Raw genomic sequence first — 26,351 nt, 5'->3', positions numbered from 1 at the left:
ACCCGCCGTCACGAGAGGACCCCAGACCCGCCATGAAGTTCACCGACGGATTCTGGCTGCGGCGCCCCGGCGTCGACGCCCACTACGCCGCCGAGGCGTACGACCTCTGGGCCGAGGGCGACACCCTCACCGTCCACGCACCCACCAAGGTCATCCACACGCGCGGCGACACGCTCGGCGGCGCCGTGCTCACCCTGACCCTGTCTTCCCCGCTCGACGGCGTGATCCGGGTGCGCATCGACCACCACCAGGGCGCGCATCGTTCCCCTGGCTTCGGGATGCCGGGCGCGACCGAGGGCGCCGGCGTCGCCGCGACGGACGATGCGGAGGGCACCTTGACCTCCGGCCGCCTCACGGCGCGCGTGCGCCGCGGCGCGCCGTGGAGCCTCGACTTCGAGGTCGACGGCGAGCGCATCACGGGCTCCGGCCACCGCTCGCTCGGGTACATGGAGCTCGCGCCGGGCGCTCCCGTGGCCGCCGAGCCCGTGGGCGTCACCCCCTACTCCGCGACCGGGCTGGCCCCGCATCGTTCCTACGTCCACGAGCAGCTCGACCTGGGCGTCGGCGAGACCATCTACGGCCTCGGCGAGCGGTTCGGCCCGTTCGTCAAGAACGGCCAGACCGTCGACATCTGGAACGCGGACGGCGGCACCAGCTCCGAGCAGGCCTACAAGTCCATCCCGTTCTACCTGTCCTCGAAGGGCTACGGCGTGCTGGTCAACCAGCCGGAGCACGTGAGCTTCGAGGTGGGCTCCGAGGCCGTCGAGAGGGTCCAGTTCTCGACCGGCGGCGAGTCGCTCGAGTACCTGGTCTTCGCGGGCCCCACGCCCGCCGACGTGATCGAGCGGTACACCGCGCTGCTGGGCCGGCCGCCGCGCGTGCCGGCGTGGTCGTTCGGGCTGTGGCTGTCGACGTCCTTCACCACGGACTACGACGAGCAGACGGTCAACTCCTTCGTGGACGGCATGCGCGAGCGCGACATCCCGCTGTCGGTGTTCCACTACGACTGCTTCTGGATGCGCGAGTACAACTGGACCGACGGCGTGTGGGACGAGCGCGTGTTCCCCGACCCGGACCTCATGCTCAAGCGCATGCACGAGGACAAGGACCTCCACGTGTCCGCGTGGATCAACCCGTACATCGGCCAGCGCGGACGCATGTTCCGCGAGGGCGCGGAGAAGGGCTACCTGGTCAAGCGCCCCGACGGCTCGATCTGGCAGTGGGACCTGTGGCAGCCCGGCATGGCGCTGGTGGACTTCACCAACCCCGAGGCGCGCGCGTGGTTCCAGGACCTCATCCGCTCGCTCGCGCGTCAGGGCGTCGACGCGATCAAGACCGACTTCGGCGAGCGCATCCCCACCGATGTGGTGTGGCACGACGGCACGTCGCCCGAGGCGATGCACCACCTCTACACGCAGCTCTACAACGAGGCCGTGTGGGAGGCGCTGGTCGAGGAGAAGGGCGAGGGCAACGCCGTGCTGTTCGCGCGCTCCGCGACCGCCGGCGGGCAGACGATGCCGGTGCACTGGGGCGGCGACAACTCGTCGTCGTACGTGTCGATGGCGGAGACGCTGCGCGGCGGGCTGTCGCTCATGAGCTCGGGCTTCGGCTACTGGAGCCACGACATCGGCGGCTTCGAGGGCACGCCCGACGCGGGCGTGTTCAAGCGCTGGCTCGCGTTCGGGCTCATGTCCTCGCACTCGCGCCTGCACGGATCGAACTCGTACCGTGTGCCGTGGGCCTTCGACGAGGAGGCCGTGGACGTCGCGCGCGTGTTCACCAAGCTCAAGCTCTCGCTCATGCCGTACCTCTACGCCGCCTCGGTCGAGACGACGCGGACCGGCATGCCGATGATGCGGCCGATGTTCCTCGCGTACCCCGGCGACCCCGCGACGCAGCACCTGGACCGCCAGTACATGCTCGGCCCGGACCTGCTGGTCGCGCCGGTGATGTCGGAGTCCGGGACGGTCGACCTCTACCTGCCCGCAGGCGAGTGGACCTCGCTTCTCACGGCCGAGCGGGTGACCGGCGGCCGCTGGGCCCGCGAGACTCACGGCTTCCAGTCGATGCCGCTGTACGTGCGCGCCGGCGCGGTGCTCGCACGCGGCACGCGCGACGACCGCCCCGACTACGACTACCTCGCGGACGTCGAGCTGGTCGTGTACCCGGGCGGGGACGACGTGCGCGACGTGACGCTGCACGCGGCCGACGGCTCGAGCGACACGGTGACCGTGACCGTCCGGGACGGCGCCCTCGAGGCGATCGGCGCCTCGGGCCGCGCCTACGCGGTGCGGGAGGCCTGAGCCTGGACGATGCGGCGGCGGGGCACGCTCGGCCCGCGGCCGCATCGTCCGGAAGACCCCCGAAGTGGGGGCATCACCCCTGGTCATCCGTACTTCCGCAGAGGACCCGCGCGCCGTAGTCTGCGCCTATGGAGCCGCGACGATGAGCCCGGGCGAGAGGGTCGGCAGCGTCGCCTGCTGCGATCCGGAGCCCACCGTCACCCTGCAGAGGAGCTGAGGTCATGGAGATCGGGACCTACGTGTGGATCGCGCTGGCGATCGCGTTCGTGGTCGCCCTGGTGGCGCTGCTGATCCGTCGACCCCCGCGCGGTCGCGCGCGGTGGGTGGTCTACCCGCTGGTCGTGGTCGCGGTGGCGGCAACCCCGTTCCTCGTGACGGTCGGCGTGATGGCGACGACCCGCCTGAAGTAGGTGCCGCCGCGGCCCCTGGTGGACCGGACCACGCCGGTAGCCTGAGCGCATGACCTCGGAAGACGCCCCGCAGCTCCGCCCCGACACCCTCGCCGTCCACGCCGGCCTGCACCGCTCGCAGTTCGAGGAGATGTCCGAGCCGATCTACATGACGCAGGGCTACGTCTACCCGACCGCGCGCGAGGCCGAGGCCGCGTTCGCCGGCGAGATCGAGCGCTACCAGTACTCGCGCTACGCCAACCCGACGGTCACGATGTTCGAGGAGCGCCTCGCCGCGATCGAGGGCGCCGAGGACTGCTTCGCGACCGCGACGGGCATGGCCGCGGTGTTCGTGTCGCTCGCGTCCGTGCTGCGCCAGGGCGACCGGCTCGTGGCCTCGCGCGCCCTGTTCGGGACCTCGATCGCGACCTTCGACGAGTACTTCGCGAACTGGGGCATCACGGTCGACTACGTCGACGGCCACGTCAACGAGGACTGGGAGCGCGCGCTCGCCACGCCCGCGACCGCCGTGTTCTGCGAGTCGCCCACCAACCCCATGCAGGACGTGGTGGACCTGCCGTTCGTCGCCGCGCGCGCCAAGCAGGCGGGTGCGCTGTTCATCGTCGACAACGTCTTCGCGACCCCGCTGGGCCAGAAGCCGCTCGAGCTCGGCGCCGATGCGGTCGTGTACTCCGCGACCAAGCACATCGACGGCCAGGGCCGCGTGCTCGGCGGCGCGGTGCTGGGAAGCAAGGAGTACGTCGACAAGGTCCGCCAGATGGTCCGCACGATGGGCGCGACCATGTCGCCGTTCACCGCGTGGGTGCTCGGCAAGTCGCTCGAGACCCTGGCGGTGCGCGTCAAGGCGCAGGCCTCCTCGGCCCTCGAGCTCGCGACGTGGCTCGACGCGCACCCGAAGGTCGCGGTCGCTCGCTACCCGCTGCTCCCCTCGCACCCCCAGCACAAGCGGGCGAAGGCGCAGATGACGCTCGGCGGGACGCTCGTCACCATCGACATCGCGCTGCCCGAGGGCACCGACCCGCATGGTCCCGAGGCGAAGGCAGCCGCGTTCCGCTTCCTCGACGCGCTCCGGGTGATCGCCATCTCGAACAACCTCGGAGACGCGAAGTCCATCGCGACGCACCCGGCGACCACCACGCACCGCAAGATCGGTCCGGAGCGGCGCGCACGCGTGGGGATGTCCGATGCGACGGTCCGGCTGAGCATCGGCCTCGAGGACGCCGAGGACCTCCGCGAGGACCTCGCGCGCGCCCTCGACGCGATCTGACGCGGCGATCCGGAGCGGGACCCTCGCGTGTTAGCGTCGCAGCCATGAGCAGCGGCGCGACCCCCGCCGCTCGCGCGGCCACCGACGACACCTCCGAGCCCCTGTCGCTGCGCCTTCTCGGCCGCGGATCTGCGGCAGGCGCCGCCGTGATCGCGGCGATCGTCCTCCTGTACGTGGGCGTGCTGCCGGCCCTCGCCGGGTCGGTCTCGGCACCCGCTCCGCCGCGCATCGTCGACATCGGCCAGGGGGCATCGATCCGGGTGACCGAGGACTGGTCGGTCGGCACCGACGCCCCGAACACCGTCACGCTCACCCAGGGCGGTGCGACGCTCGTCATCGCGGCGCCGGTGGAATCCGACCTCCACCCCGCCCAGGCCATCACCATGGTCACCGACACGTGGCTCGAGCAGGGCCAGGGCGACCTCGCCGTGACCGGCTCGCCTCGCGCGTTCAGCACCGACGCGGGGGACGATGCGGTGACGTCCGTGCTCCAAGACCCGTTGCGAGCGGGCCAGGCCTGGGTGGTCTCGGACGGCACGCACATGGTGGTCGCGCTGCTGTCCATGCCCCAGACGGGGTGGGAGGCCGCCTCGGACTCCGCGCAGACGATCGTGCGATCGATCGTGCTCCCGACGCAGGTGCAGCCATGACCGCGGAGATCAGGCCCTACGCGCGCCAGCCGCGTCCGCGCACCGCGACGTTCGTGGACGCCCGCTCGTGGGTGTTCTGGACCGTGGTGGTGCTCACGCTCGGGGCGCTCACGCAGGTCGCGCCGCTGGTGCTCGAGTCGGCGGTCGCGAGCCCGGCGTCGGGCGCGTACGCCGCGTTCCTGTGGGCCGCGTACGGACTGGTGTTCGCGAGCTCGGTCTGGGTGTTCGAGCTCTACGAGCGGCGCCACCTGGTCAACGTCGCCGGCGCGCTCGTGTGGGGCGCGATCGTGGCCGTGGGGCTCGCGCACATCGCCGGCCCGGCGATGCACACCATCGTGGGCGCGCGGGTGGGGGACGACTCGCTCTGGCTGTCCTCGATCTCCGCGCCGCTGGTCGAGGAGCCGCTCAAGGTGCTCGGCGTGGTCGCGCTCGCGCTGGTGCCGGGAGCACGCATCCGCACGGTCGCGGACGGGGCCTTCTACGGCGGCATGATCGGCCTGGGCTTCCAGGTGGTCGAGGGCTTCCTCTACACGGCGCGCACCGCCGCGCTTGCGGGCGAGCCGATGGAGACCGTCACGCAGATGTTCGTGCTCCGCGGCATCGTCGCGGGACTGTGGAGCCACGCGGCGTTCTCCGCGATCGCGGGGGCGGGTGTCGCGTTCTTCTTCGTCTCGGTCGCGCCGGCGCTCCAACGATGGGCGGTCGCGCTGGGCGCCCTCGGTGCCGCGATGGCGCTCCACGCGCTGCTCAACTCGCCCGTGGTCCAGGGCACCCAGGTGACGTCCGCGCTCATCAAGGGCGTCCCGATCGTCGCGGTGCTCCTCACCACGCTCCACGTGAGCCACCTGCGTGAACGCGCGGTGTTCGCCCGCACCGCGCGCGTGACCGTCCCGGACCATCTGGTGAGCCCGGCGGACTTCGAGGGCCTCTCGACGCGGACGCGCCGCCGCCACGCGCGGGCGGACATGCGCGACCGGCACGGCCGCCCGGCCGCCCGCGATCTGCACCGCCTGCAGCGGGCGCAGCTCGCGCTGCTCGTGGCGGCGCACTCCGACGGGATGATCTCCGCGCGCGCGGCCGATGCGGCGGGGCGTGTGACGTCCGCGCGGTCCTCGCTCGCGTGGTCGATCGTGGGCAAGTAGCGCCGCCGAGCCCCGCGCGTGCCGACGTGCCGACGTGCCGGCGCGCCGGCGCGCGGAACCTAGGCGCCTGTCCGGGTACTGGCACCTTTCCTGCACGAGCGTATGGCCGGAACCGTGCGCCACCCCTCGTCCCTTCGCGCAGGAAAGGTGCGAGCACCGCGCAACACCTCCCACTTCCCCACGCTCCCGTCGCGCAGGAAAGGTGCGAGCACGGCGCAACACCTCCCATCGCCCCGGGAGGGCGCGGCCGGGGCCTACCCCCGCAGGCCCCGGAACCGACGCAGCCGCAGCGAGTTGCCCACCACGAACAGGCTCGAGGCGCCCATCGCGCCGGCCGCGATCATCGGGTCGAGCACCCCGGACGCCGCGAGCGGGATCGCGGCCACGTTGTAGGCGAAGGCCCAGACCAGGTTGCCGCGGATGGTCGCGTAGGTCCGGCGCGACAGCGCGATCGCGTCGGCGGCGGCACGCGGGTCGCCCGAGACGATGGTGAGGTCCGACGCCTCGCGCGCCACGTCCGCACCCGTGCCGATCGCGAGGCCCAGGTCCGCGCGTGCGAGCGCCGGCGCATCGTTCACCCCGTCGCCGACCATCGCGACGCGCCGCCCGCCCGCCTGCAGCGAGCGCACCACGTCCTCCTTGTCGCCCGGCAGCACCTCGGCGATGACGCGCTCAATGCCCAGCTCGGCGCCGACGGCCTCGGCGGCGCGGCGGTTGTCCCCGGTGAGCAGCACCACGTCGACGCCCAGGTCCCGCAGCGCCGCGATCGCCTCGGGCGCCGTGTCCTTGACCCGGTCGCGCACGGCGATGGCGGCCTCCGCCGCGAGCGCGCCGCGGGTGGACGAGGCGCCCCCTCCCAGCAGGCCGCCGCCCATCGGGGCCGAACGGCCGACGAAGACCACCGTCTCGCCCCGCCCCTCACGCTCGTGCGCCCACGCGGAGAGCTCCTCGGGAACCTGGTCGAACAGGCGACGCGAGCCGACGGTGACGTCCGCATGCGAGCCGTCCGCACCGGCACGCTGCACCGTCGCGGTGACGCCCTGGCCGGGGGTCGACCTGAAACCCTTGAGCGGCACGCGGCCCTCGCGCGACGCGGCGATCGCGCGTGCGACCGGGTGCTCGGAGCGCGCCTCGACCGAGGCCGCGGCGTCGAGCAGGGCCGCCGCCGCATCGTCTGGGAGCCCCGGCGCGAACGTGCCGGACAGCGACATGCGCCCCTCCGTCACCGTGCCGGTCTTGTCGAGGACCACCGTCTCGAGGCGCCGCGCGTCCTCGAGCGCCTGCGGTCCGCGGACCAGGATCCCGAGCTGGGCGCCTCGCCCCGTCCCGACCATGAGCGCGAGCGGCGTCGCGAGGCCGAGCGCGCACGGGCAGCTGATGATGAGCACCGCGACGGCGGCTGTGACGGCCTCCGTCGTGTCGTAGGTCCAGATGAGCCACACCGCGGCGGTGAGCGCCGCGATCGCGACGACGACGGGCACGAAGACCGCGGCGATGCGGTCGGCGAGCCGTTGGATGCGCGCCTTGCCGGCCTGCGCCTCGTCGACCATGCGCGCGATCTGCGCGAGCATCGTCTCCTCGCCCACCCGCGTCGCCTCGATCGTGAGGGCGCCGTCGACAGCGACGGTGCCGCCGACCACCTCGACCCCGGCGCGCGCCGCGACGGGCACGGGCTCACCGGACACCAGGCTCGCGTCCACGGCCGCCTCGCCCTCGACCACCACGCCGTCCGTCGCGATGGCCTCGCCCGGGCGCGCCAGGAACCGCATGCCCACGCCCAGGTCGGCGCGCGGGATCTCCCGGCCGTCCTCGAGCTCCACGGTCGCGCTCTGGCGCGCGCTGAGCGCGCGGATCGCATCGCCCGCGTGCGCGGACGAGCGCACCTCGAGCCACTTCCCCAGCAGGATCAGGGTGACGATGACCGCGCCGGTCTCGAAGTACACGTGCCCCAGATCTCCCGCGAGGAGGGTCGCGACGGACCACCCCCACGCGACCGCCGTGCCGAGGCTCACGAGCGTGTCCATCGTGGTGGTGCCGTGGCGCAGGCTCTTCACCGCCGAGACGTGGAACGGCCAGCCCGCCCACCACACCACGGGCGTCGCGAGCAGGCCGGCGACCAGCTCCCAGCCGGCGAAGTGCAACGCGGGGACCATCGAGATGAGGACCACCGGGATCGACAGCGCGGCGGCGACGATGAAGCGCCGACGGTAGCCGGCGATGCGGCGGACGTCGTTGCGCTCCTGAGCCTCGGCCTCCTCCGCGCGCGCGTCGAGGCCCGTGACCGCACCGTCGGCCGCGCCCTCGCCGGCCCGCTGGGTGAGCACCTGGTACCCGAGCCCGGCGATCGCGGCGCGCATCATGTCCTCGAGCTCGTCCCTGTCGAGCGTGCCGTCGGGCAGCACGCGTGCGCGCCGCGTCGCGATGTTGACGTCCGCGCCGTTCACCCCCGGAAGCGCGGCGAGCCCGCGCTGGATGCCGCTCGCGCACCCGGCGCAGGTCATGCCGCCCACGGACAGCTCGATCACCGCGGCCCCGGTCGCGGTGGGCTCGGGCGCGGCGGGCTCGGGCGCATCGGGGGCGCCCGCGGGTGCGGTCTCGGTGCTCATGCGCTCACGCTAGGCCTTCCCGTGGGCTGGAAGGTCAAGCGCGAGCACCTGGCAGCGGTTGGGATCGGTGCAGTCGGCGGGGTCCAGCACGTCGGCACGGCGGGCCAACGACGTGAGCTCCGCCTTCGCGGCGAGCAGGCTCGCGATCTGCGCGTCGATGTCCTTGAGGTGGCGGTCGAGCGCGGCTCGCGAGTGCTCGCACGTGCTCTCGCCGCGATCCTTCATGTGGAGGATGTCGCCCGTCTCGGCGAGCGTCATGCCGGACGCCTGAGCGTCCCGGATGAACCGCAGGCGCTCGAGCGCCGTCTCGCCGTACTCCCGGTAGCCGTTCGCGCGCCGCTCGGGCGCATCGAGGAGGCCGATGCTCTCGTAGTACCGCACGGTCTTGGCCGTGACGCCGCCTCTCGCGGCCAGCTCGCCGATCTGCATGCTTCCAGCGTAAAGGAACGTTGGCGCCCGCGGAACGGGGCCAAGGACCCGTTCCGTGGCCCCCACCCCTCCGCGTAGCGTCGGAGCTATGCGCACCGCACCCCGCCGGCTCGGCCTCCTGGGAGGCATCACGTGGCACTCGACGCTCGAGTACGAGCGCCTGCTCCACGAGGGCGTCGCCGCCACGCTGCCCGGCTCCAGCGCGGACCTGCTGATCCGCCACTACGAGTGGAGCGCGGTCGAGCGGGCGCAGGCCGAGGGCGACTGGGACGGCCTGGCGGCCCGGTTCGGCGACGATGCACGCCGCCTCGCCGACGGCGGCGCCGAGGCCATCCTCATCTGCGCCAACACGATGCATCTGGTCGCCGACCAGGTGGCGGAGGCCGCGGGTGTGCCGGTGATCCACATCGTCGACGCGGTCGCCGCCGCGGCCCGCGCGGCGGGGCTCGACCGGGTCGCGCTGCTGGGCACGGGCTTCACGATGCGGATGCCGTTCTACCGCGAGCGCCTCGCAGCGGCCGGGGTCGAGGCGCTGGTGCCGTCCGAGCCGCGCCTCACCGAGGTCCACGCGCTCATCTACGAGCGCCTCGCGCGCGGGATCGTGGACGATGCGGGGCGCGCGCTCATGCGGACGGCCACCGAGGAGCTGATCGGCGCAGGGGCGCAGGGCGTCATCGCGGGCTGCACGGAGATCCCCATGGTCATGACGGCCGAGGACGTCGAGGTGCCGTACCTCGACGCGCTCGCCCTCCACGCGGAGGCCGCCGTGAGGTTCGCCCTCGCCGACTGACCCGACCCCACAAGTGGGGGCACGCGCGGACGAGCGCCGAGGCGCTAGGTTCCTGTCAGGGTTGTCCGAGGGAAGCAGGGACGATGCGACGACGCACCATGACCGCCGGCATGGCGGCCCTCCTGATCGCAGGCGCCCTCGCGGGCTGCTCCCCGTCCGAGGGCGGCCCCCTCGAGGGCCCACGCGTCTCGGCCGGTTCCGTCCTCGTCTGCGGCCCCCGCGGTGACGGGACCGTCTACTTCGGCGAGCCCCTCACGAATACCGGCGATGCCCCGGCGGAGCTGCGCTCGGCCACCGCGAGCGGCGAGAACGTCGCCTCGGTGGAGATCGGCGTCGACCTCGAGGCGGAGGTCTCCGGCCAGATGATCGGCACGATGAGGTGGCCTGCCGACGAGCCCTACGGATACGAGGAGGAGCTGCTCGCCCGCCTCGTCGCCCCCGAGGAGGCGGTGATCGAGCCCGGCGTCACCGCCCAGCTGGTCTTCAGCATCACCGCCGAGGACGCGGCACGGTCCGCGACGGTCGACGACATCGAGGTGCTCTACTCGAGCGACGGCGACGAGAAGCTCGAGCGTGTCCTCGTCGAGTACCGGACGGCACCGGGCTCTTCCTGCGCGGACGAGGACCTCTAGACCCGCGCCACCACCTCGCCGCCGAGCACCGTCACCACGGTCCGCGTCGTCGCGATCTCCTCCGGCGAGCCCGCGAACGGATCGCGCGACGCCACGCACAGGTCGGCCCGTGCACCTGCCTCGAGCACGCCGGAGCCCTCGAGGCCCAGCAGCTCATGGGAGCCGGCCGTGTAGGCGCGCAGCGCCTCCGCGAGCGTGAGCGCCTCCACCGGGTTGAGCGGCCCCGCGTCGGAGCCCGGCTCGCGGCGCGTGACCGCCGTGTGGATCGCCTGCCACGGGTCGGGAGTCGAGACGGGCCAATCGGAACCCATCGCGAGCGAGGCGCCGGCGCGCAGGAAGGACCCGAACGGGTACTGCCACGCCGCGCGTCGCTCGCCGAGGATCGGCACGGTGAGCTCGGTCATCTGCGCCTCGTTGCGCGCCCACAGGGCCTGGGCGTTCACGGTGACGCCCAGCGCCGCGAAGCGCGGCACATCCGCCGGATCCACCACCTGGACGTGGGCGATGTGGTGCCGGCGTCGGCTCCGGTCAGCCGCAGGGATCGCCTCGACCGCGTCGAGCGCCTCGGTGACCGCACGGTCGCCGATCGCGTGGAAGTGCAAGGCGAAGCCCTCGGCCGCGAGCGCGGCCGCGACCGCACGCAGCACCGCCGTCGAGAAGTACGCGATGCCGCGCTCGCCGTCCACGCCTGCACCGCAGTCGCAGCCGGGCTCGACGTACGGCTCGTGCATGGCCGCCGTGCGGTTCTCCGCGACCCCGTCGACCATGATCTTCGCGCTCGAGGTGTCGAAGCCCGCGAGGGCGTTCGCGTCGCGGCGGCGCACGAACGAGGCCACCAGCGCCGGGACGCTCTCGAGCGTCGCATCGCGAGGAACCCACAGCGCCCCCGAGACCCGGGCCGCGAGCGAGCCGTCGGCGATCAGCGCGGTGTACGCGGGCGTCGCGTCGGAGTGGCCGCCGTACTCGCCGACGATCGCCTCCTGCCAGGCGGTCACCCCGTGCCTCAGGAGGGTGCCCGCGGCGACCGCCAGACCCGCACGCGCATCGTCCTCGGACACGGGAGGCAGGTGCCGCTCGACCAGCGCCATCGCACCCTCGTGCAGCGTGCCCGTCGGGCTCCCCGTGCCGTCGCGCTCGATGCGTCCGTCCTCGGGATCCGGAGTGTCCGCGTCGATCCCCGCCGCCCGGAGCGCGGCGGAGTTGACCCACGCCCCGTGGTGGTCGGCGTTGACCAGGAACGTCGGCACGTCCCCGGTGACGGCGTCGAGCGCCGCGGCGGTCGGGGTGCCGCCCTCGTAGTCGGACATGTGCCAGCCGCCGCCGACGATCCACGGGCCCTCATGCGCCGCGGCGTACGCGGCCACCCGCGCGAGGCACTCCTCGGCGCCGTGGGCCGCGCTCACGTCGAGCCCGAGCGCCTCGATGCCGGCCATCGCGGCGTGCACGTGCGCATCGGCGAAGCTCGCATGGACCAGACCACCGGCCGCGTCGACCACCTCGGCGCCCGCCGCATCGTCCCGCGCCGCGAGCTCCTCGCCCGCGCCGATCGCGCGCACGACGCCGCCGACCACCAGCACGGCGTCGCCGTCGAGGAAGGCGCCATCGGACCAGAGGACGCCGCCGCGGATCAGCAGCGCGCTCACGCCCGTCACCACCCGACCGCGTCGAGCGCCTCGGCGGCCACGTCGAACGGGTCGCGGTCGCCCGTGTCGACGGTCGCGTCCTCGAGCCCGGCCGCATCGAGCAGCGCGTCGAGCTCGATGGTGCGCTCCCGCGCCCAGTCCAGCCAGCGCTCGGACACCGGTCGCCGGTCGAAGCGCACGAGCCGGGCCTCGAGCGGCGCCGCCACCCGCACCACCGCGACGTCGGGCGCCGTCCCGCCGCCGAGCGCGCGCGCGAGGGCCGCGAGAGCCTCGGCCGTCTCCACCGCGCACGCGAGCACGATGTTCCCCACGCCCCGGTCGCGGTGCAGGGGAGCGAGCAGCGCGAGAGAGCGCAGCAGCAGCGCCTCGTTGCCGGGATCGTGCGGCGCTGCGGGGTACGACTGGATCAGCGCATCGGCGTCGAGGAACGCCGTGCGGGCGCCGCGCTCCGCAAGCAGCTCGTGGATCGCGCCGCCCACGGCTGTCTTGCCCGCGCCGAGCGTGCCGGTGACGATCAGCACGCGGGGCGCCAGGTCGAGCCCGTAGCAGACCGAGTCGGGCTCGTCCTTGTACTCGCCATAGGGGGCGATGCGCTCATAGCCCAGGCGGTCGTAGAGGCCGAGCGCCTCGGGCTGCTCCGTCCCGGTCTCGAGCACGATGCGGGTCGCGCCGGCCTTGCGGGCGATCGACTCGGCCGCACCCATCATGACCTTGGAATGGCCATGGCCGCGATGCGCGGGACGCACCCAGAGCCGCTTGACCTCGATCGATCCCGCGCCTGTCGGATAGGGCGACCAGCGCAGCACGATGCTCGCGACGGGCTCGCCGTCCTCCGCATAGCCCACGAGCGACGCGACGAGCGTCGGGAAGCTGGACTCGAGGATGAGGTCGGGGCTGTCGTACCGGACCGCGAGGTCCGCCTGCTGCTCGGACCACAGGAGGTGGGCGTCCGCATCGTCCGGCTCGACCCGGCGGATGGTGATCATGGGCACAGGCTATTGCCCCCGACACTCCGCACGGAGTTGGCCGCGACACGCCGCCGTGTCGGCGGGAAAATGGACGGATCGACGGCGCGTCGACGCGAGATCCGTGCGGTGCGTCCGGAGGCGGCGAGGAGGCGGCATGCGCAAGGTCGGGTTCCTGTCGTTCGGCTGGTGGTCGGCCGCGCCGGGATCCAAGGTGCGCACGCCCGCCGACGCGATGACGGACACCGTCCTGCTCGCGCAGGCCGCCGAGGACGCCGGGATCGACGGCGCGTGGATCCGCGTCCACCACTTCGAGCAGTGCCTGTCCTCCCCGTTCCCGCTGCTCGCCGCGATGGGGGCGCGCACGTCGCGCATCGAGCTCGGGACGGGCGTGATCAACATGCGCTACGAGAATCCGATCTACATGGCAGAGGCCGCGGCGACCGCGGACCTCATCGCCGGCGGCCGTCTCCAGCTCGGGGTCTCACGCGGGAGCCCCGAGCCCGCTGCGGACGGCCCGGCGACGTTCGGCTACCCGCTTGCCTGGGGCGTCTCGCCGATGGAGGACGCGGCGTCGCGCATCGAGGCCTTCCGCGAGGCGATCACGGGCGCAGGGATCGCGGAGCCGGGTCCACGCGCGCACGTGCGCCAGGGCGAGCTGCTCCCGCTGACGCCGCACAGCCCGGGCCTGTCGGAGCGCATCTGGTACGGCGCGGGAGGCATCGACTCGGCACGACGCACGGGCGAGCTCGGCATGCACCTCATGTCCTCGACGCTGGTGCTCGAGGCGACCGGCGAGCCGCTGGGCGTGGTGCAGGCGCGCCAGATCGAGGCGTTCCGTGCCGCGTGGAGGGACGCCGGGCACGAGGGCCACCCGCGGGTGTCGGTCTCGCGCAGCGTCATGCCCATCGTCGACGACCTCACCAACACCTACTTCCACCCGTACCTCGAGCGCGACCTCATGGGCGCCAACCGCGACCAGATCGGCGAGATCGACAACACCGTGTCGACCTTCGGCAAGACGTACGTGGGCGGGCTCGACAAGCTCGAGCGCGAGCTGCGCGAGGACGAGGCCGTGATGACGGCGGACACGTTGCTGGTCACGATCCCCAACCAGCTGGGCGCGGACTTCAACCACACGACGTTCGTGGCGCTCGCCGAGCTGCGCGACCGGCTCGCCCGCGTGGCGCTGTAGCGGCCCGCGTCCGCTCCCGCCCGCTCCCACTCACGCGCCCCGGCCCGCGCCCGCGCCGCGCCCGCGCCCTGGCGGGACATGAGTGCAGGATCCGGGCCTAGAACGGCATCCATGTCCCGCCAGGGCGCATGGCGCGCGCGTAGAGTCGATCGCGGGGGAGGCTCACCGACGAGGAGCCGCGCATGCACGCCGTTCTCGAGTACACGTTCCGCGACGACCACCTCACCGCGCGCCTGCCGTATCGCGCCGAGCATCTCTCCTACGCCTGGGCGGCTGTCGACCGCGGAGAGATGATCCTGGGCGGCGCCGCGGGCGACGGCCCGTTCACGGGGCTCATGATCTTCACGGGCGAGGACCCGATCGCGCTCGCCTCGGCTCATGCCGCCGCCGACCCCTATGTGGTGAACAGGGTCGCGACCGCGTGGCGCGTCCTGCCGTGGGCGACCGTCGTCGGTCATGATGCCGCGGACCCGGTCCGACCGTAGCGCCGAGCGTCTTGTAGCGGGCACGATGCGCGAGTAGCCTCGCGCGCATGACCGCCTCGCTCGCGCGTTCGTCGATGGTGCTGGCCGTGCTCGCCACGGCCGCGCTGGCGGTCGCCGGGTCCTGGTTCACGCTCGACGCATGGGGCGAGGCCGATGCGGGCGCGCGGCTCCTCGTCGGCGCCTGTCTCACCATCGGGCTCGCGTGCTCGGCGGCCGCGATCGCGCTCGTCAGGCACGCGCGGTGGGGCTGGGCAGCCGGCGCAGCGCTCGTCGCGACCGTCACGCCGACCGGGTTCGCGTACCTCGGCAACGCGATGACACTCGCGCTCGCGCTGTGCGCTGGCGGCGTGGTGCTGTTGCGGAGCCGCGACCGCAGCCCCGTGCCGGCGGGTGCCTGACTCGCGCCGTGATGGAGAACCGTGCCCGCCGGCTCACCCTCGCGTGAGATCGACCTCACGGTAGTGCGGCACCGGCGGCAGCTCGACGTAGAAGGGGTGCAGCAGGCGGCGCCACTCCTGGTAGTCGACGGACCCGCGGAAGCCGGTCTCATGCGCCTCGACGCTCTCCCACTCGACCGTGAGCAGGTACGTCGAGGCATCCTCGATCCCGCGGTGCAACGTGTGGGCGGAGTACCCGGGCTGGCGCGCGATGATCGACGACGCCGCGCGGAAGGCCGCCTCGTACTCGGCCTCGCGCCCGGGGTGGACGCGAAGCACCACGGACTCGCGGATCATGCGGGGGCTCCTCTCAGGATGACCGGGCCGTGCACGTCCTCGTGGTCCACGAGGACGTCGGCGCGCTCGTCCGGACGGCAGAACGCCCGGTAGTGACGATGCGCGAGGGTGTACCGCACATTCGAGGGCGCCTCGGGCTCGGGGTCGGCGCCGTCTCGCAGGGCCAGGCGCCGATACCGTTCGCGCTCGGAGGCGTCGAGGAAGATCATGCGGTCGAACGCCCCCGCGAGCTCGGGGCGCTGGAGCATGACCCCGTCGACCAGCAGGATCGCGTCGGGGCGAGCCGTCAGCCACGGGTCGTCGAGCGCGGTGTCGGTGGCGAGTTCGCGCGACCGGGTGCGGAACCTGAGGTCCCCGCGCGGCCCGAGCGGGTCGAGCAGGTCGCTCCGCACCCGCGCGAGGTCGAAGGCGTCGTCCGTGTAGCCGCGCCAGCTGTCCCGTCCTTGACGGTAGCGGCGCTCGCGCGCGTGATGGAAGTCGTCGAGGCTCGCCTCGATCACCTCCGCGCCGCGCAGCCTCAGCTGGACCGCGAGCGCGAGGCGCATCGTGGTCTTGCCGGCGCCGTCCGCGCCGTCGAGCCCCACGCGCACAGGATGGGTGAGGGACGATGCGGCCCGCGCGACCGCATCGGCGAGGGCCGAGATCACCTGGGTGCGCTGCATCGTCCTCCCTCTCCCAGCACAAGCAGCGATGCGTTCCCCGCAGGAGGCAGGGCGCGGCTATGCGGTGGCGAGCAGGCCCTTGATCGCGCTCGTGAAGAATGCCAGGCCGTCCGTGCCCATGCGACCCGCCTCACGCGAGTCCGGGCCGAAGCCCGCCTCGACCGCGTGCTCGGGGTGCGGCATGAGGCCCACCACGTTGCCGCGCTCGTTGGTGATGCCGGCGATGTCGCGGCGCGAGCCGTTGGGGTTCCAGCCGACGTAGCGGAACGCGACGCGACCCTCGGCCTCGAGCTGGTCGAGCGTGTAGTCGTCAGCGACGTACTGGCCGTCCTGGTTCTTCAGCGGGATGACGATCTCCTCGCCGTCCTGGTACTCGGTGGTCCAGGAGGTCTCCGCGTTCTCGACGCGCAGCGTCTGGTCGCGGCAGATGAAGTGCAGGTGCTCGTTCTTGATCATCGAGCCGGGCAGCAGGTGGACCTCGGTCAGCACCTGGAAGCCGTTGCAGATGCCCAGCACCGGCATGCCGCCGTTCGCGGCGTCGACCACCTTCTCCATGATGGGCGCGAAGCGCGCGATCGCGCCGGCGCGGAGGTAGTCGCCGTAGGAGAAGCCGCCGGGCAGCACCACGGCGTCGACGTCCTTGAGGTCGGCGTCCGCGTGGAACAGCTCCACCGCCTCGGCACCGGCGAGGCGCACCGCGCGGGAGGCGTCACGGTCGTCGAGCGTCCCCGGGAAGGTGACGACGCCGATGCGCGCGGTCACGCGAGCAGGTCCTTCTCGGCCTTGCCATGCCCGTGACCGCCGCAGCCGCAGCCGCCCTCACGGACCACCTTGACCTGGACGACGTCCTCGATCACGGGGTTGCTCAGCAGAGTCTCCGCCGCCGTGCGGACGTTCGCGAGCACCTCGTCGGTGACCTCACCGTCGACGGTGATCTCGAAGCGCTTGCCCTGGCGGACCTGCGAGATGCCCTCGAAGCCCAGACGCGGGAGGGCGGCACCGACGGCCTTGCCCTGCGGGTCGAGGATCTCAGGCTTGGGCATGACGTGGACGAGGATCGTGGCCATGGGCCGCAGTCTACCGGCGGACGTGCCCGTCCGAGGCGCGCTACGCGGCGGCCCCCTTGAGGGAGCCCGTGAGCCGCTCGCCCACCTCGCCCACGAGCATGCATGCGACCTGACGGTCGCCGTAGGCCCACGTGGACGGGCTCGGGTACAGCGACACGTAGTAGTAGCGCGAGTCCTCGAATTCGATCCCCAGGTAGCCGGCGTACTCCTCGTAGCAGATCTGGTCGGCGCGGTCCGCGACGTCGTCGGGGAGCGACGAGTCCGTGAGGTCCTCGACGTAGTAGACCTCGGCGTCGTGCTCCTCGGCGCACTCCACGCGCGGGAGGCTCCCCACCTGCTGCTCCTCCTCGTCGGACTCCGACAGCGACGACTCGTCGACGCACTCGCCCACCGCGAGCTCGAGGTCTTCCACCGCCTCCGCACCGAGCAGCGCGCAGCCGCTCATCGAGGCCGCCACGGCCAGCCCTCCGACCACGGCCATCGCCCGACGTCGCATGCGTTCCCCCTCGGTGTCCACGCCTCCAGTGCGCGCCCAAGGTACCAGGGCTCCCGTACCCTTGAGGGTCGCCCGAACGGAGGCTCCCATGCACGCGCTCACCACCGCCGTCGATCCCGACGTGATCCTCACCCATGCCCTCGGCACCCTGCGGATCGCGCTCGAGTACCTGGGCACCGTCGCGTTCGCGATCTCGGGTGCCGTCGCGGCCAGCCGGCGTCGCATGGACCTCGTAGGCGCCGTGGTCCTCGCGAGCCTCGTCGCCGTAGGCGGAGGGACGATGCGCGACCTCCTGCTGCGCCAGGACGTCTTCTGGATCGAGAACCCCGCGCTGGTGATGGTCGCGATCGCGACCGCGCTCGCCATCGCGCCGTTCGCGCGGCGGCGGGACCTGGGAGCGCTCGCCAGGCACCGCATCGTCGAGTACTCGGATGCCGCGGGGCTCGCCATCTTCGTGGTGATCGGCACCGGCATCGCGCTCGATGTGGGCGCGAGCCCGGTCGCGGCGATGATCGTGGGCGTCGCGAACGGGGTCGGCGGCGGCATCCTGCGTGACCTGTTCGCGGCGCAGGTGCCGGAGGTGTTCTGGAACGGCCAGCTCTACGCGACCGCGGCGCTGGGCGGAGCCTTCACCTCATGGGCCCTGTGGGCCGCGGGCGCACCGGCCGAGCTGGTGTTCTGGGTCCCGCTGCTGGTGATCCTCGCGCTGCGCACCCTGTCGCTCAAGCGTGGCTGGGGCGTGCCGTCCGTCGCCGTGGTGCAGAAGCGCGAGCTCCAGACCGAGAGCCACGCGTAGGGTCAGCAGATCCAGGGGTAGGTGAGCTCCTGGTCCGTGAGCCACGCGTCGAGGTCGCGCGAGTCGGAGATCCAGTAGGCGAAGCCGCCCTCGAACACCGTGAGGGTGCCCACGTCGTCGCCCGGTCCGGGCTCCGCGACCGCGGGGAGGACGATGCGCATCGTCCCGCCGCCCAGGCCGCCGCCCGTCGTGGGATGCGGCCCGACCTCGGGGAAGTCCGCGAGGTTCTCGGGGAGGAACGGGTACCAGGTGGTGCCGTCGTAGGTGATCGGCTCGTTGTGGCACGCCGGGTAGCCCTCGACGCCCGTGACCGTCTCCACGACCTCCCCCGGGACGCCCAGGTCGATCCGGTCGTCGTAGCCGGTCGGGCCGGTCACCGTCGAACCGGGCGCAGCGCACGCGCTCAGCACGGTCCCGAGCACCAGGGCTCCCAGCAGCGCCACCATGGCCACCATCGGCATGCGTCCCATGCTGGTAGGACGCGTCCCATCGCCGTTTCGTTGGGTCGGTGCGCCGGGCTGCGCCGTCAGTGCTTCGCCAGCCGGTCGAAGGCCTCGAGGTAGCGGCCGCGCGTGAGCTCGACCACCTCGTCGGGCAGCGCCGGCGGAGGGACGTCCGACTTCTTGTCCCACCCGGACTCGGGGGACGTCAGCCAGTCACGCACGAACTGCTTGTCGTAGCTCGGCTGCGCATGGCCCGGCTCCCACTCGGACGCCGGCCAGAAGCGCGAGCTGTCGGGGGTGAGGACCTCGTCGCCGAGGATGATCGCGCCCGAGCCGTCGCGGCCGAACTCGAACTTGGTGTCCGCCAGGATGATGCCCTTCGCCGCCGCGATCTCGTGGGCCCGCGTGTAGAGCGCGAGCGTGAGATCCCGCAGCGCGGTCGCGTCCTCGAGGCCGATGAGCGCGACCACCGCGTCGAAGTCGACGTTCTCGTCGTGCTCGCCCACCTCGGCCTTGGTGGCCGGGGTGAAGATCGGCTCGGGGAGGCGAGATCCGTCGACCAGGCCGGGCGGCAGCGGGATGCCGCAGACGGTGCCGCTCTCGTTGTACTCGACCAGGCCGGAGCCGGTGAGGTAGCCGCGCGCGACGCACTCGACGGGGAACATGTCGAGGCGCTTGCACACCATCGCGCGCCCCTCGACCTCCGCCGGGACCGGCGCCTCGACGGTGTGGTTGGAGACGATGTCGATGACCTGGTCGAACCACCACAGGCTCAGGCCTGTGAGGATGCCGCCCTTGCCGGGGATCTCGGTCGGGAGCACCCAGTCGAATGCGCTGATGCGGTCGGAGGCGACCACCAGCACCACGTCGCCGCGCGGGTGCTCACCCACGGGCTCGTACAGGTCGCGGACCTTGCCGCTGTAGACGTGGCGCCAGCCCTCGAGCTCGAGGTGCGCGGGCGGGGTCGCGTGACCGGGCATCAGGCCTCCAGAAGGTCCTCGCCGGCGGCGGCGCGCGCGGCGATGTCTCGGCGGTGGTGGCTTCCGGGGAGGACGATGCGGTCGACGCCCTGGTAGGCGCGCTCGCGGGCCTCCACGAGGGTGTCGCCGAGCGCCGTCACCGACAGCACGCGGCCGCCGTTCGACAGGAGCGTGCCGCGGTGGTCGAGCGTGGTGCCGGCGTGGAGCACGTGCACGGTCTCGACCTGCTCGGCCTCGTCGATCCCGGTGATCGGGTCGCCCTTGCGCGGGGTGTCCGGGTAGTTCTGCGCGGCGACGACCACGGTGACCGCGGCATCGTCCCTCCACTCGAGCGGCGGGAGCTCGGCGAGGCGGCCCTGCGCCGCCGCGAGCAGCACGCCCGCGAGCGGGGTGGCGAGACGGGCGAGCACCACCTGGGTCTCGGGGTCGCCGAAGCGCGCGTTGAACTCGACCACGCGGGTGCCCTTGGACGTGAGCGCGAGCCCGCAGTAGAGGACGCCGATGAAGGGCGTGCCGCGCCGGGCCATCTCGTCGACGGTGGGCTGAGCGACCTCACGGACCACCTCGTCGACCAGGTCCGCGGGCGCCCACGGCAGCGGCGAGTACGCACCCATGCCGCCCGTGTTGGGGCCCTGGTCCGCGTCGAGCGCGCGCTTGAAGTCCTGCGCCGGCTGGAGGGGCACGACCGTCTCGCCGTCGCACAGGCAGAAGAGGCTGACCTCCGGGCCGTCGAGGAAGTCCTCGATCACCACCACGCCGCCGGCGTCGATGATCGCCTCGCCGTGCTCGACCGCGGCCCTGCGGTCGGAGGTCACCACGACCCCCTTGCCCGCGGCGAGGCCGTCATCCTTCACCACGTGGGGGGCGCCGAAGGTGTCGAGCGCGTCCTCGAGCTCGGAGGAGGTGCGGCACACGCGGGGCTCGGCCGTCGGCACGTTCGCCGCGGCCATGACCTCCTTGGCGAAGGCCTTGGAGCCCTCCAGCATGGCGGCCTTGCCGCTCGGCCCGAAGACGGGGATGCCGGTGCCGCGCACGGCGTCCGCGACGCCCGCGACCAGCGGCGCCTCGGGCCCGACCACCACGAGGTCGGCCTTGACCGCGCCCGCAAGCGACGCGACGGCGACCGGGTCGAGCGCATCGACACCGTGCAGCGTGACGGGCGTGCCGTCGACGGTGCTCAGCGTCGCGATGCCGGGGTTCCCCGGGGCCGCGTGAAGCTGGGAGACCGCGGGGTCGAGGGACAGTGCGCGGGCCAGGGCGTGCTCGCGCGCGCCGGTGCCGACCAGGAGGATGATCACGCAGGCGAGTCTAGGCGGTGCGGGCACCTCAGCCTTCGATGAGCCCGATCCGCAGCCGGACGCCGTCCTCCTCGACCGCGATCGTCGCATAGCGGAAGTCATAGGCGGCGTCCCCGAACCACGTGAGGCCGCCGAGGCTCGACGGGGTCCATCCGTCGGCCTCGAGCCGCGCCACCAGCTCGTCGACCAGCTCCTCCGTGTAGCCGCGGTGCGTCACCGCAGGTAGACCACAAGAGAGCGCGAGGGCCACGCCCGGTCGGGCGTGGCCCTCGCACACGCAGGTCCCGACGATCAGGGAACCGTGAGAAGGTCGGCGTGCACGGCGTAGTAGTTCGCCACCGGCACGTTGTAGACCTCGACGCGCTGCCACGAGTTGTCCATGAACGTGTAGTCGACCCCCTCGACCAGCTTCTCGACGTTGATCGGGAACTTGCCGGGCGCAGGGTTCTTGACCGTGGGCGCGGTGTCCGAATACAGGATGTGCAGCTTGAGCGGGTCCGTGAAGACCGCCTTGCGGACATCCAGGTCGACGATGATCGTGACCGTGCCGTGGTCGTCCGGGACCACCCCGATGAGCCCGACGGCGTTCTCGGAGTTCTTCGGGTTGCCGGCGATGATCTTGGTGCACGTACCCGTGAAGTACATCGACCAGTTCGCGCCGGTGAAGCCGCAACCGGCACCCCACCCCGTCTCGGCCACGTACCCCGTGGTATCGACCGGAAACGTGGCCGCCGATGCGACGGAGGACGTGCCGGTGGTGAGCAGAACGGCGGCGAACAGGGTCGCCAGAATCTTCTTCATCATTGAAGCCCCTCAACTGGATGCGCGGCGCCCCCCCTCTGAAGCCCCGCCGGGATTCCTCGGTCCCGGATGTGACGCTATGCCCGTTTTGCGCGGTACGCAAGAGGAGCCTCCGGCGGGCCTCCGGGGCCTCACCTGGCGGGATGGATCCCGCGCCGCGCCGGGCCAGAACCCCCCGCGGAGCGGTCGTTGGCGGTCGGCTCGGGCCGGACCTGGCGACACTCACCTACCGCTGCGGCGCGGAGACCACCCGAGACCGACCAAGGTCCACCACTTCGGGAAGGGGCGGGCGGAGCGGGGCGGGCCCGTCGCGGGTCAGCGCGCGTGCAGGAGATCGTTGATCTGGATGATCTCGTCGCGGCCGGGGCCCACGCCGATGGTCGAGATGCGGCAGCCCGAGAGCTCCTCGACCGCCTTGACGTAGTCCTGCGCGTTCTGCGGAAGGTCCGAGAACTCGCGCGCGCCCGAGATGTCCTCGGTCCAGCCGGGGAAGGTCTCGTAGACCGGCTCGGCGGCGGCGAACGCGGCCTGGTCGAGCGGGAGGTCCTGGTGGCGCACGCCGCCGACGTCGTAGCTCACGCACACCGGGATCTCCTCGATGCCGGTGAGCACGTCGAGCTTGGTGAGCACGATGTCCGTGAGGCCGTTGATGCGCGAGGCGTAGCGCGTGATGACCGAGTCGTACCAGCCGCAACGGCGCGGACGGCCCGTGGTGGTGCCGAACTCGTGGCCCACGTCGCGGAGGCGGTCGCCCCACTTGTCGAGCAGCTCGGTGGGCATGGGGCCCTCGCCCACGCGGGTGGTGTAGGCCTTCGCGATGCCGATGACGGAGTCGATGCGGGTCGGGCCCACGCCGGAGCCCGTGCATGCGCCGCCGGCGGTCGCCGACGAGGACGTCACGAACGGGTAGGTGCCGTGGTCGACGTCGAGCATCGTCGCCTGGCCGCCCTCGAACAGGACGTTCTGGCCCTCGTCGAGGGCGCCGTTGAGCACCAGCGACGTGTCCGTGACGTGCGGCGAGAGGCGGTCGCGGTACGCGAGCAGCTCGTCGGCGACCTCGTCGACGGTGATCGCGCGACGGTTGTAGACCTTGACGAGCAGGTGGTTCTTCGCGACCAGCGCGCCCTCGATCTTGTCCCGCAGTACCGTCTCGTCGAACAGGTCGCCCACGCGGATGCCGAGGCGGTTGATCTTGTCGGCATACGCGGGACCGATGCCGCGGCCGGTGGTGCCGATCTTGCGCTTGCCCAGGAAGCGCTCGGTGACGTTGTCGAGCGTGCGCGCGTAGGGCGCGATGAGGTGCGCCGCGTTGGACACGAGCAGGTCGGAGGTGTCGACCCCGCGCTCGTTCAGCGCGTCGAGCTCCTGGAACAGCACGCGCAGGTCGATGACCACGCCGTTGCCGATCACGGGCGTGCAGCCGGGCGTGAGGATGCCGGACGGGAGCAGGTGGAGGGCGAACTTCTGGTCGCCGATGACGACCGTGTGGCCGGCGTTGTTGCCGCCGTTGAACTTCACGACGTAGTCGACGCGCGAACCGAGAAGATCGGTCGCCTTGCCCTTGCCCTCGTCGCCCCACTGGGCTCCGACGATCACTGCTCCGGGCATCGTGCCCTCCCCTTCGCCCGGGTGCGTCCCGGGTCTTTCCTTGCTGGCAGGGCGCGCGGCGCCCACCAAAGCCTATCGGCCACGGACGATGCGGGCGTGATCCCGCACCGTCCCCGGACGTGCGAAGGCCTCCGCGGTCGCACGACCGCGGAGGCCTCCCTCACGAACGGTGCGTTCAGATCTTCTTGCCGGCGGAGCCGAGCTGCTGGCAGGCCTCGACGACGCGGGCGGCCATGCCGGCCTCGGCGAGCTTGCCCCACGCGCGCGGGTCGTAGGCCTTCTTGTTGCCCCACTCGCCGTCGACCTTGAGGACGCCGTCGTAGTTCTTCATCATGTGGTCGACCACGGGACGCGTGTACGCGTACTGGGTGTCCGTGTCGATGTTCATCTTGATGACGCCGTGCGAGACGGCCGTGGCGATCTCCTCGGCGGTCGAGCCGGAACCACCGTGGAACACGAGGTCGAACGGCTTCTCCTTGCCGAACTTGGCGGCCGCGGCGGCCTGGATGTCGCCGAGGATCTCCGGGCGCAGCTTGACGGCACCGGGCTTGTAGGCGCCGTGCACGTTGCCGAAGGTCATGGCCGTCATGTAGCGGCCCTTCTCACCGAGGCCGAGGCGCTCGATGGTGGCGATGCCGTCCTCGGGGGTCGAGTAGAGCTTGTCGTTGACCTCGGCCGAGTGGCCGTCCTCCTCGCCGCCGACGACGCCGATCTCGATCTCGAGGATCGTGTCCGCGGCCTGCGACAGCTCGAGGAGCTCCTCGGCGATCGCGAGGTTCTCCTCCATCGGCACGGACGAGCCGTCCCACATGTGCGAGTTGAAGATCGGGCCGTTGCCGGAGGCGATCGACTCGGCCTCGAGCTTGAGCAGCGGCTTCAGCCACTCCTCGAGGTAGACCTTGTGGCAGTGGTCGGTGTGGAGCGCGATGGTGACGCCGTACTTCTCGGCGACCACGCGGGCGTAGGCCGCGAGCGCGAGCGAGCCGACGACCGCGTCCTTGATGGTCGAGCCGGAGGCGTACTGACCGCCACCGACGGAGACCTGGATGATGCCGTCGGACTCGGCCTCCGCGAAGCCCTGGATGGCGGCGGTGACGGACGACGACGACGTGATGTTGATCGCGGGGAACGCGTAGCCGCCGGCCTTGGCGGCGTCCAGCATCGCGGCGTAGGACTCGGTGGTGGCGATAGCCATGGGTAACTCCTGAGCTTGTGCGGATGGAACCGCCAGCCATTCTGTCAGATTTCGCCACACCGGTGGTGGCGAAGGTCCCGGTTGGGGGCGCCCGTCGACGCAGGTAGGGACGATGCGTCACGCACCGCAGGCATCGGACCGGAGCCGCGCGTATCCCGCCTCGGCCGGGTTGGTCGCGAGCGCGGCGGCACGCTCCCACGCCTCGCGTGCGCCGGCACGGTCGCCGGTGCGCTCGAGCAGGTCTCCTCGTGCCGCGTGGAACAGGTGGTAGCCGTCGAGCCCGTCGATGGTCGAGATCTCCGCGAGCGCCGCCTGCGGCCCGTCGACCTCCGCGAGCGCGACCGCTCGCGACAGCCGCGCGACCGGCCCGGGGGCCATCTGGAGGAGGAGGTCGTGATAGCGCACGATCCTCGCCCAGTCCGTGGACTCACGGGTGTGCTCGGCCGCGATGAGCGCCTGGACCTGCCACGGCCCCAGGCGACGCGCGGCGAGGGCGCGCCCGAGCGCCGCGAAGCCGCGCGCGACCATGACCCGGTCCCACCGCGCGTGGTCCTGGTCCGCGAGCCGCACCAGCGCGCCGCCCGCGTCGGTACGGGCGTCCTCGCGCGAGCGGTGGAACAGCTCGAGGGCGAGGAGCCCTGCCAACTCGGGCTCGTCCGGCAACGCGTCGGCCGCCGCCGCCGTGAGCCGGATCGCCTGGTCGGCGAGCTCGACGCGGGTGAGCGTGCCCGCGGTGGAGGAGTGGGCGACGTACCCCTCGTTGAAGATGAGGCCCAGCACCGCCGCGAGGACGGCGGCGCGCTCCCTGAGATCCGCGGGGATCACCAAGGGGATGCGCGCGTCGCGGATCTTGCGCTTCGCGCGCACGATGCGCTGCTGGACCGTGGCCTCAGGAACAAGGAACGCCGCGGCGATCTCCTGGGTGGTGAGCCCGCCGGCGAGCCGCAAGGTGAGCACCACCTGGGTCTCGCGCGACAGCGCCGGGTGGCAGCACAGGAGCAGGAGCCTCAGCTGCTCGTCGCCGACCTCCGTCTCCTCGGCGATGAGGCGCGGGGCGGGACCCTCCGGGAGCGCCGCATCGTCCCGGGCGACGCCGGTGTCGAGCACGCGCGCCTGCGCCGCGACGCGCCTCCCGGCGGCGGCCTCGCGACGGTACCGGTCGATCCCCGCGTTGCGGGCGACCACGTAGACCCAGGCGGCCGGATCGTCAGGCAGCCCGCGCGCGGGCCAGGTCGCCGCGGCCTTCGCGTAGGCCTCCTGGAGGACGTCGTGCGCGAGGTCGAGATCGCCCAGGCGGTCCGCGAGGAGGGCGAGCAGGCGCCCGCCCTCCTCGCGGGCGACGCGGGTGAGCGCCGCATCGGCCCCTCGCTCGGTCAGAACCCGTCCGTCGGGAAGATGGGCCGGACCTCGACGGCACCGGTCCCCACCGGTAGCTTCTTGGCCCAGTCCAGGGCGTCGTCGAGCGTGTCGACGTCGACCACGTAGTAGCCGCCGAGGTGCTCCTTGAGCTCCGCGAAGGGGCCGTCGACGATGGTCGTGGCGCCCGCCTCGTGACGGACCGTGGTGGCGGTCTCGACGCCCTGGAGGGCCTCGCCGCCGCCGTAGGCGCCGGCATCGATCATGTCCTGCGTGTACTGGGTCCAGGCGCCCATGTAGGCGTCGAAGCCCTCGTCGCCCGGCTCGGGGGACGGGAGGGTGGGGTCGGAGGCGATGAGCAGCAGGTACTTCATGATGGTGTCCTTTGCGTCGATGAG

The 26,351-nt window shown here is 72.4% G+C and carries 29 protein-coding genes; 11 read left to right on the top strand and 18 right to left on the bottom strand.

The genetic code is table 11. The annotated features are described in order from the left end of the window. The first annotated feature begins 32 nt into the window (after nucleotides 1-32). The 5 genes from yicI to AOM06_RS07745 all read left to right on the top strand — a co-directional run bounded on the left by yicI (nucleotide 33) and on the right by AOM06_RS07745 (nucleotide 5,772). Nucleotides 33-2,303 carry an alpha-xylosidase gene (yicI, locus tag AOM06_RS07765; protein WP_062304256.1) on the top strand — a complete coding sequence of 757 codons (2,271 nt, stop codon included), beginning with the start codon at nucleotides 33-35 and terminating at the stop codon, nucleotides 2,301-2,303. 221 nt (nucleotides 2,304-2,524) lie between these two features. Next, nucleotides 2,525-2,713, top strand: coding sequence for a hypothetical protein (locus AOM06_RS07760; protein ID WP_062304254.1), 189 nt, complete (start codon nucleotides 2,525-2,527; stop codon nucleotides 2,711-2,713). A gap of 49 nt (nucleotides 2,714-2,762) precedes the next feature. Further along, a complete protein-coding gene (gene metZ / locus AOM06_RS07755) occupies nucleotides 2,763-3,980 on the top strand; it encodes an O-succinylhomoserine sulfhydrylase (RefSeq protein ID WP_062304251.1) in 1,218 nt (405 codons plus the stop codon). 44 nt (nucleotides 3,981-4,024) lie between these two features. Next, complete coding sequence (locus tag AOM06_RS07750) at nucleotides 4,025-4,630, top strand: hypothetical protein (protein WP_062304248.1); 606 nt, start codon at nucleotides 4,025-4,027, stop codon at nucleotides 4,628-4,630. Next, nucleotides 4,627-5,772: a PrsW family intramembrane metalloprotease gene (locus tag AOM06_RS07745; protein WP_062304245.1), complete on the top strand. Its 1,146-nt coding sequence runs from the start codon at nucleotides 4,627-4,629 to the stop codon at nucleotides 5,770-5,772. The genes AOM06_RS07750 and AOM06_RS07745 overlap by 4 nt, the downstream gene beginning before the upstream one ends. A gap of 254 nt (nucleotides 5,773-6,026) precedes the next feature. Here the strand turns inward: AOM06_RS07745 and AOM06_RS07740 are convergent, their stop codons facing one another. Both AOM06_RS07740 and AOM06_RS07735 read right to left on the bottom strand, forming a co-directional pair. Then, the gene (locus AOM06_RS07740; RefSeq protein ID WP_062304242.1) at nucleotides 6,027-8,378 is read right to left on the bottom strand and encodes a heavy metal translocating P-type ATPase; all 2,352 of its coding nucleotides are present in this window, start codon (nucleotides 8,376-8,378) and stop codon (nucleotides 6,027-6,029) included. Nucleotides 8,379-8,387: 9 nt separating this feature from the next. Next, nucleotides 8,388-8,807, bottom strand: coding sequence for a heavy metal-responsive transcriptional regulator (locus AOM06_RS07735; RefSeq protein ID WP_062304239.1), 420 nt, complete (start codon nucleotides 8,805-8,807; stop codon nucleotides 8,388-8,390). A gap of 88 nt (nucleotides 8,808-8,895) precedes the next feature. Here AOM06_RS07735 and AOM06_RS07730 point away from each other — a divergent pair, with 88 nt between their 5' ends. Continuing rightward, nucleotides 8,896-9,597, top strand: coding sequence for an aspartate/glutamate racemase family protein (locus AOM06_RS07730; protein ID WP_062304236.1), 702 nt, complete (start codon nucleotides 8,896-8,898; stop codon nucleotides 9,595-9,597). An 83-nt stretch (nucleotides 9,598-9,680) separates the two neighbouring features. Next, entirely contained in the window at nucleotides 9,681-10,229 is a 549-nt protein-coding gene (locus tag AOM06_RS07725; protein WP_156163623.1) for a hypothetical protein, read from the top strand. On the opposite strand, the gene AOM06_RS07720 is transcribed toward AOM06_RS07725, so the two are convergent. After that, complete coding sequence (locus AOM06_RS07720; RefSeq protein WP_062304359.1) at nucleotides 10,226-11,872, bottom strand: amidohydrolase; 1,647 nt, start codon at nucleotides 11,870-11,872, stop codon at nucleotides 10,226-10,228. The genes AOM06_RS07725 and AOM06_RS07720 overlap by 4 nt on opposite strands. Nucleotides 11,873-11,877: 5 nt before the next feature. Then, the gene (locus AOM06_RS07715; protein ID WP_062304231.1) at nucleotides 11,878-12,858 is read right to left on the bottom strand and encodes a GNAT family N-acetyltransferase; all 981 of its coding nucleotides are present in this window, start codon (nucleotides 12,856-12,858) and stop codon (nucleotides 11,878-11,880) included. A gap of 136 nt (nucleotides 12,859-12,994) precedes the next feature. On the opposite strand from AOM06_RS07715, the gene AOM06_RS07710 reads away from it, so the two are divergent. The 3 genes from AOM06_RS07710 (at nucleotide 12,995) to AOM06_RS07700 (ending at nucleotide 14,915) form a co-directional block, all read left to right on the top strand. Continuing rightward, entirely contained in the window at nucleotides 12,995-14,032 is a 1,038-nt protein-coding gene (locus AOM06_RS07710) for an LLM class flavin-dependent oxidoreductase (RefSeq protein ID WP_062304229.1), read from the top strand. 182 nt (nucleotides 14,033-14,214) lie between these two features. Next, nucleotides 14,215-14,517, top strand: a complete 303-nt coding sequence (locus AOM06_RS07705; protein ID WP_062304227.1) for a YciI family protein — start codon at nucleotides 14,215-14,217, stop codon at nucleotides 14,515-14,517. Nucleotides 14,518-14,564: 47 nt separating this feature from the next. Further along, nucleotides 14,565-14,915 (top strand): hypothetical protein, encoded by a 351-nt coding sequence (locus AOM06_RS07700; protein ID WP_062304225.1) that lies wholly within the window; start codon nucleotides 14,565-14,567, stop codon nucleotides 14,913-14,915. Nucleotides 14,916-14,948: 33 nt separating this feature from the next. Here AOM06_RS07700 and AOM06_RS07695 read toward each other — a convergent pair whose 3' ends face one another. The 5 genes from AOM06_RS07695 to AOM06_RS14395 are packed head-to-tail and all read right to left on the bottom strand — an operon-like array spanning nucleotide 14,949 to nucleotide 17,476. Beyond that, the gene (locus AOM06_RS07695) at nucleotides 14,949-15,251 is read right to left on the bottom strand and encodes an antibiotic biosynthesis monooxygenase family protein (RefSeq protein WP_062304223.1); all 303 of its coding nucleotides are present in this window, start codon (nucleotides 15,249-15,251) and stop codon (nucleotides 14,949-14,951) included. Next, nucleotides 15,248-15,913, bottom strand: coding sequence for a nucleoside/nucleotide kinase family protein (locus AOM06_RS07690; RefSeq protein WP_062304221.1), 666 nt, complete (start codon nucleotides 15,911-15,913; stop codon nucleotides 15,248-15,250). The genes AOM06_RS07695 and AOM06_RS07690 overlap by 4 nt, the downstream gene beginning before the upstream one ends. A 57-nt stretch (nucleotides 15,914-15,970) precedes the next feature. Next, nucleotides 15,971-16,675, bottom strand: a complete 705-nt coding sequence (purQ, locus tag AOM06_RS07685) for a phosphoribosylformylglycinamidine synthase subunit PurQ (RefSeq protein ID WP_228372890.1) — start codon at nucleotides 16,673-16,675, stop codon at nucleotides 15,971-15,973. Then, nucleotides 16,672-16,980: a phosphoribosylformylglycinamidine synthase subunit PurS gene (purS, locus tag AOM06_RS07680; RefSeq protein WP_062304215.1), complete on the bottom strand. Its 309-nt coding sequence runs from the start codon at nucleotides 16,978-16,980 to the stop codon at nucleotides 16,672-16,674. Before purS ends, purQ begins: the two co-directional genes overlap by 4 nt. 40 nt (nucleotides 16,981-17,020) lie before the next feature. Further along, on the bottom strand, nucleotides 17,021-17,476 hold the full coding sequence (locus tag AOM06_RS14395) for a septum formation family protein (RefSeq protein WP_169747737.1): 456 nt from the start codon (nucleotides 17,474-17,476) through the stop codon (nucleotides 17,021-17,023). An 88-nt stretch (nucleotides 17,477-17,564) separates the two neighbouring features. Between AOM06_RS14395 and AOM06_RS07670 the strand changes: the two genes are divergently transcribed. Next, on the top strand, nucleotides 17,565-18,272 hold the full coding sequence (locus AOM06_RS07670) for a trimeric intracellular cation channel family protein (protein WP_062304207.1): 708 nt from the start codon (nucleotides 17,565-17,567) through the stop codon (nucleotides 18,270-18,272). A 2-nt stretch (nucleotides 18,273-18,274) separates the two neighbouring features. Here AOM06_RS07670 and AOM06_RS07665 read toward each other — a convergent pair whose 3' ends face one another. From AOM06_RS07665 to AOM06_RS07625, 9 genes are all read right to left on the bottom strand, one after another. Then, a complete protein-coding gene (locus AOM06_RS07665) occupies nucleotides 18,275-18,733 on the bottom strand; it encodes a hypothetical protein (protein ID WP_156163621.1) in 459 nt (152 codons plus the stop codon). Nucleotides 18,734-18,798: 65 nt separating this feature from the next. Then, on the bottom strand, nucleotides 18,799-19,695 hold the full coding sequence (locus tag AOM06_RS07660) for a phosphoribosylaminoimidazolesuccinocarboxamide synthase (RefSeq protein ID WP_062304201.1): 897 nt from the start codon (nucleotides 19,693-19,695) through the stop codon (nucleotides 18,799-18,801). After that, nucleotides 19,695-20,993 carry a phosphoribosylamine--glycine ligase gene (gene purD, locus AOM06_RS07655; RefSeq protein ID WP_062304197.1) on the bottom strand — a complete coding sequence of 433 codons (1,299 nt, stop codon included), beginning with the start codon at nucleotides 20,991-20,993 and terminating at the stop codon, nucleotides 19,695-19,697. The genes AOM06_RS07660 and purD overlap by 1 nt, the downstream gene beginning before the upstream one ends. A gap of 28 nt (nucleotides 20,994-21,021) precedes the next feature. After that, nucleotides 21,022-21,210, bottom strand: a complete 189-nt coding sequence (locus tag AOM06_RS07650; protein ID WP_062304194.1) for a hypothetical protein — start codon at nucleotides 21,208-21,210, stop codon at nucleotides 21,022-21,024. 74 nt (nucleotides 21,211-21,284) lie between these two features. Beyond that, complete coding sequence (locus AOM06_RS07645) at nucleotides 21,285-21,794, bottom strand: hypothetical protein (RefSeq protein WP_156163620.1); 510 nt, start codon at nucleotides 21,792-21,794, stop codon at nucleotides 21,285-21,287. Between the two features lie 315 nt (nucleotides 21,795-22,109). Then, a complete protein-coding gene (locus AOM06_RS07640) occupies nucleotides 22,110-23,402 on the bottom strand; it encodes an adenylosuccinate synthase (RefSeq protein WP_062304188.1) in 1,293 nt (430 codons plus the stop codon). 175 nt (nucleotides 23,403-23,577) lie between these two features. Then, nucleotides 23,578-24,597 carry a class II fructose-bisphosphate aldolase gene (gene fbaA, locus AOM06_RS07635; protein WP_062304186.1) on the bottom strand — a complete coding sequence of 340 codons (1,020 nt, stop codon included), beginning with the start codon at nucleotides 24,595-24,597 and terminating at the stop codon, nucleotides 23,578-23,580. Nucleotides 24,598-24,714: 117 nt separating this feature from the next. Continuing rightward, nucleotides 24,715-25,974, bottom strand: coding sequence for an RNA polymerase sigma factor (locus AOM06_RS07630; protein WP_062304183.1), 1,260 nt, complete (start codon nucleotides 25,972-25,974; stop codon nucleotides 24,715-24,717). Further along, on the bottom strand, nucleotides 25,971-26,327 hold the full coding sequence (locus AOM06_RS07625) for a YciI family protein (RefSeq protein WP_062304180.1): 357 nt from the start codon (nucleotides 26,325-26,327) through the stop codon (nucleotides 25,971-25,973). Before AOM06_RS07625 ends, AOM06_RS07630 begins: the two co-directional genes overlap by 4 nt. Between the last annotated feature and the right edge of the window lie 24 nt (nucleotides 26,328-26,351).

The organism is Demequina subtropica, assembly GCF_000971235.1.
Classification (GTDB): domain Bacteria; phylum Actinomycetota; class Actinomycetes; order Actinomycetales; family Demequinaceae; genus Demequina; species Demequina subtropica.
Note: the sequence above shows the minus strand (reverse complement) of the source record. Positions and strands in the feature narration are given on the sequence as shown.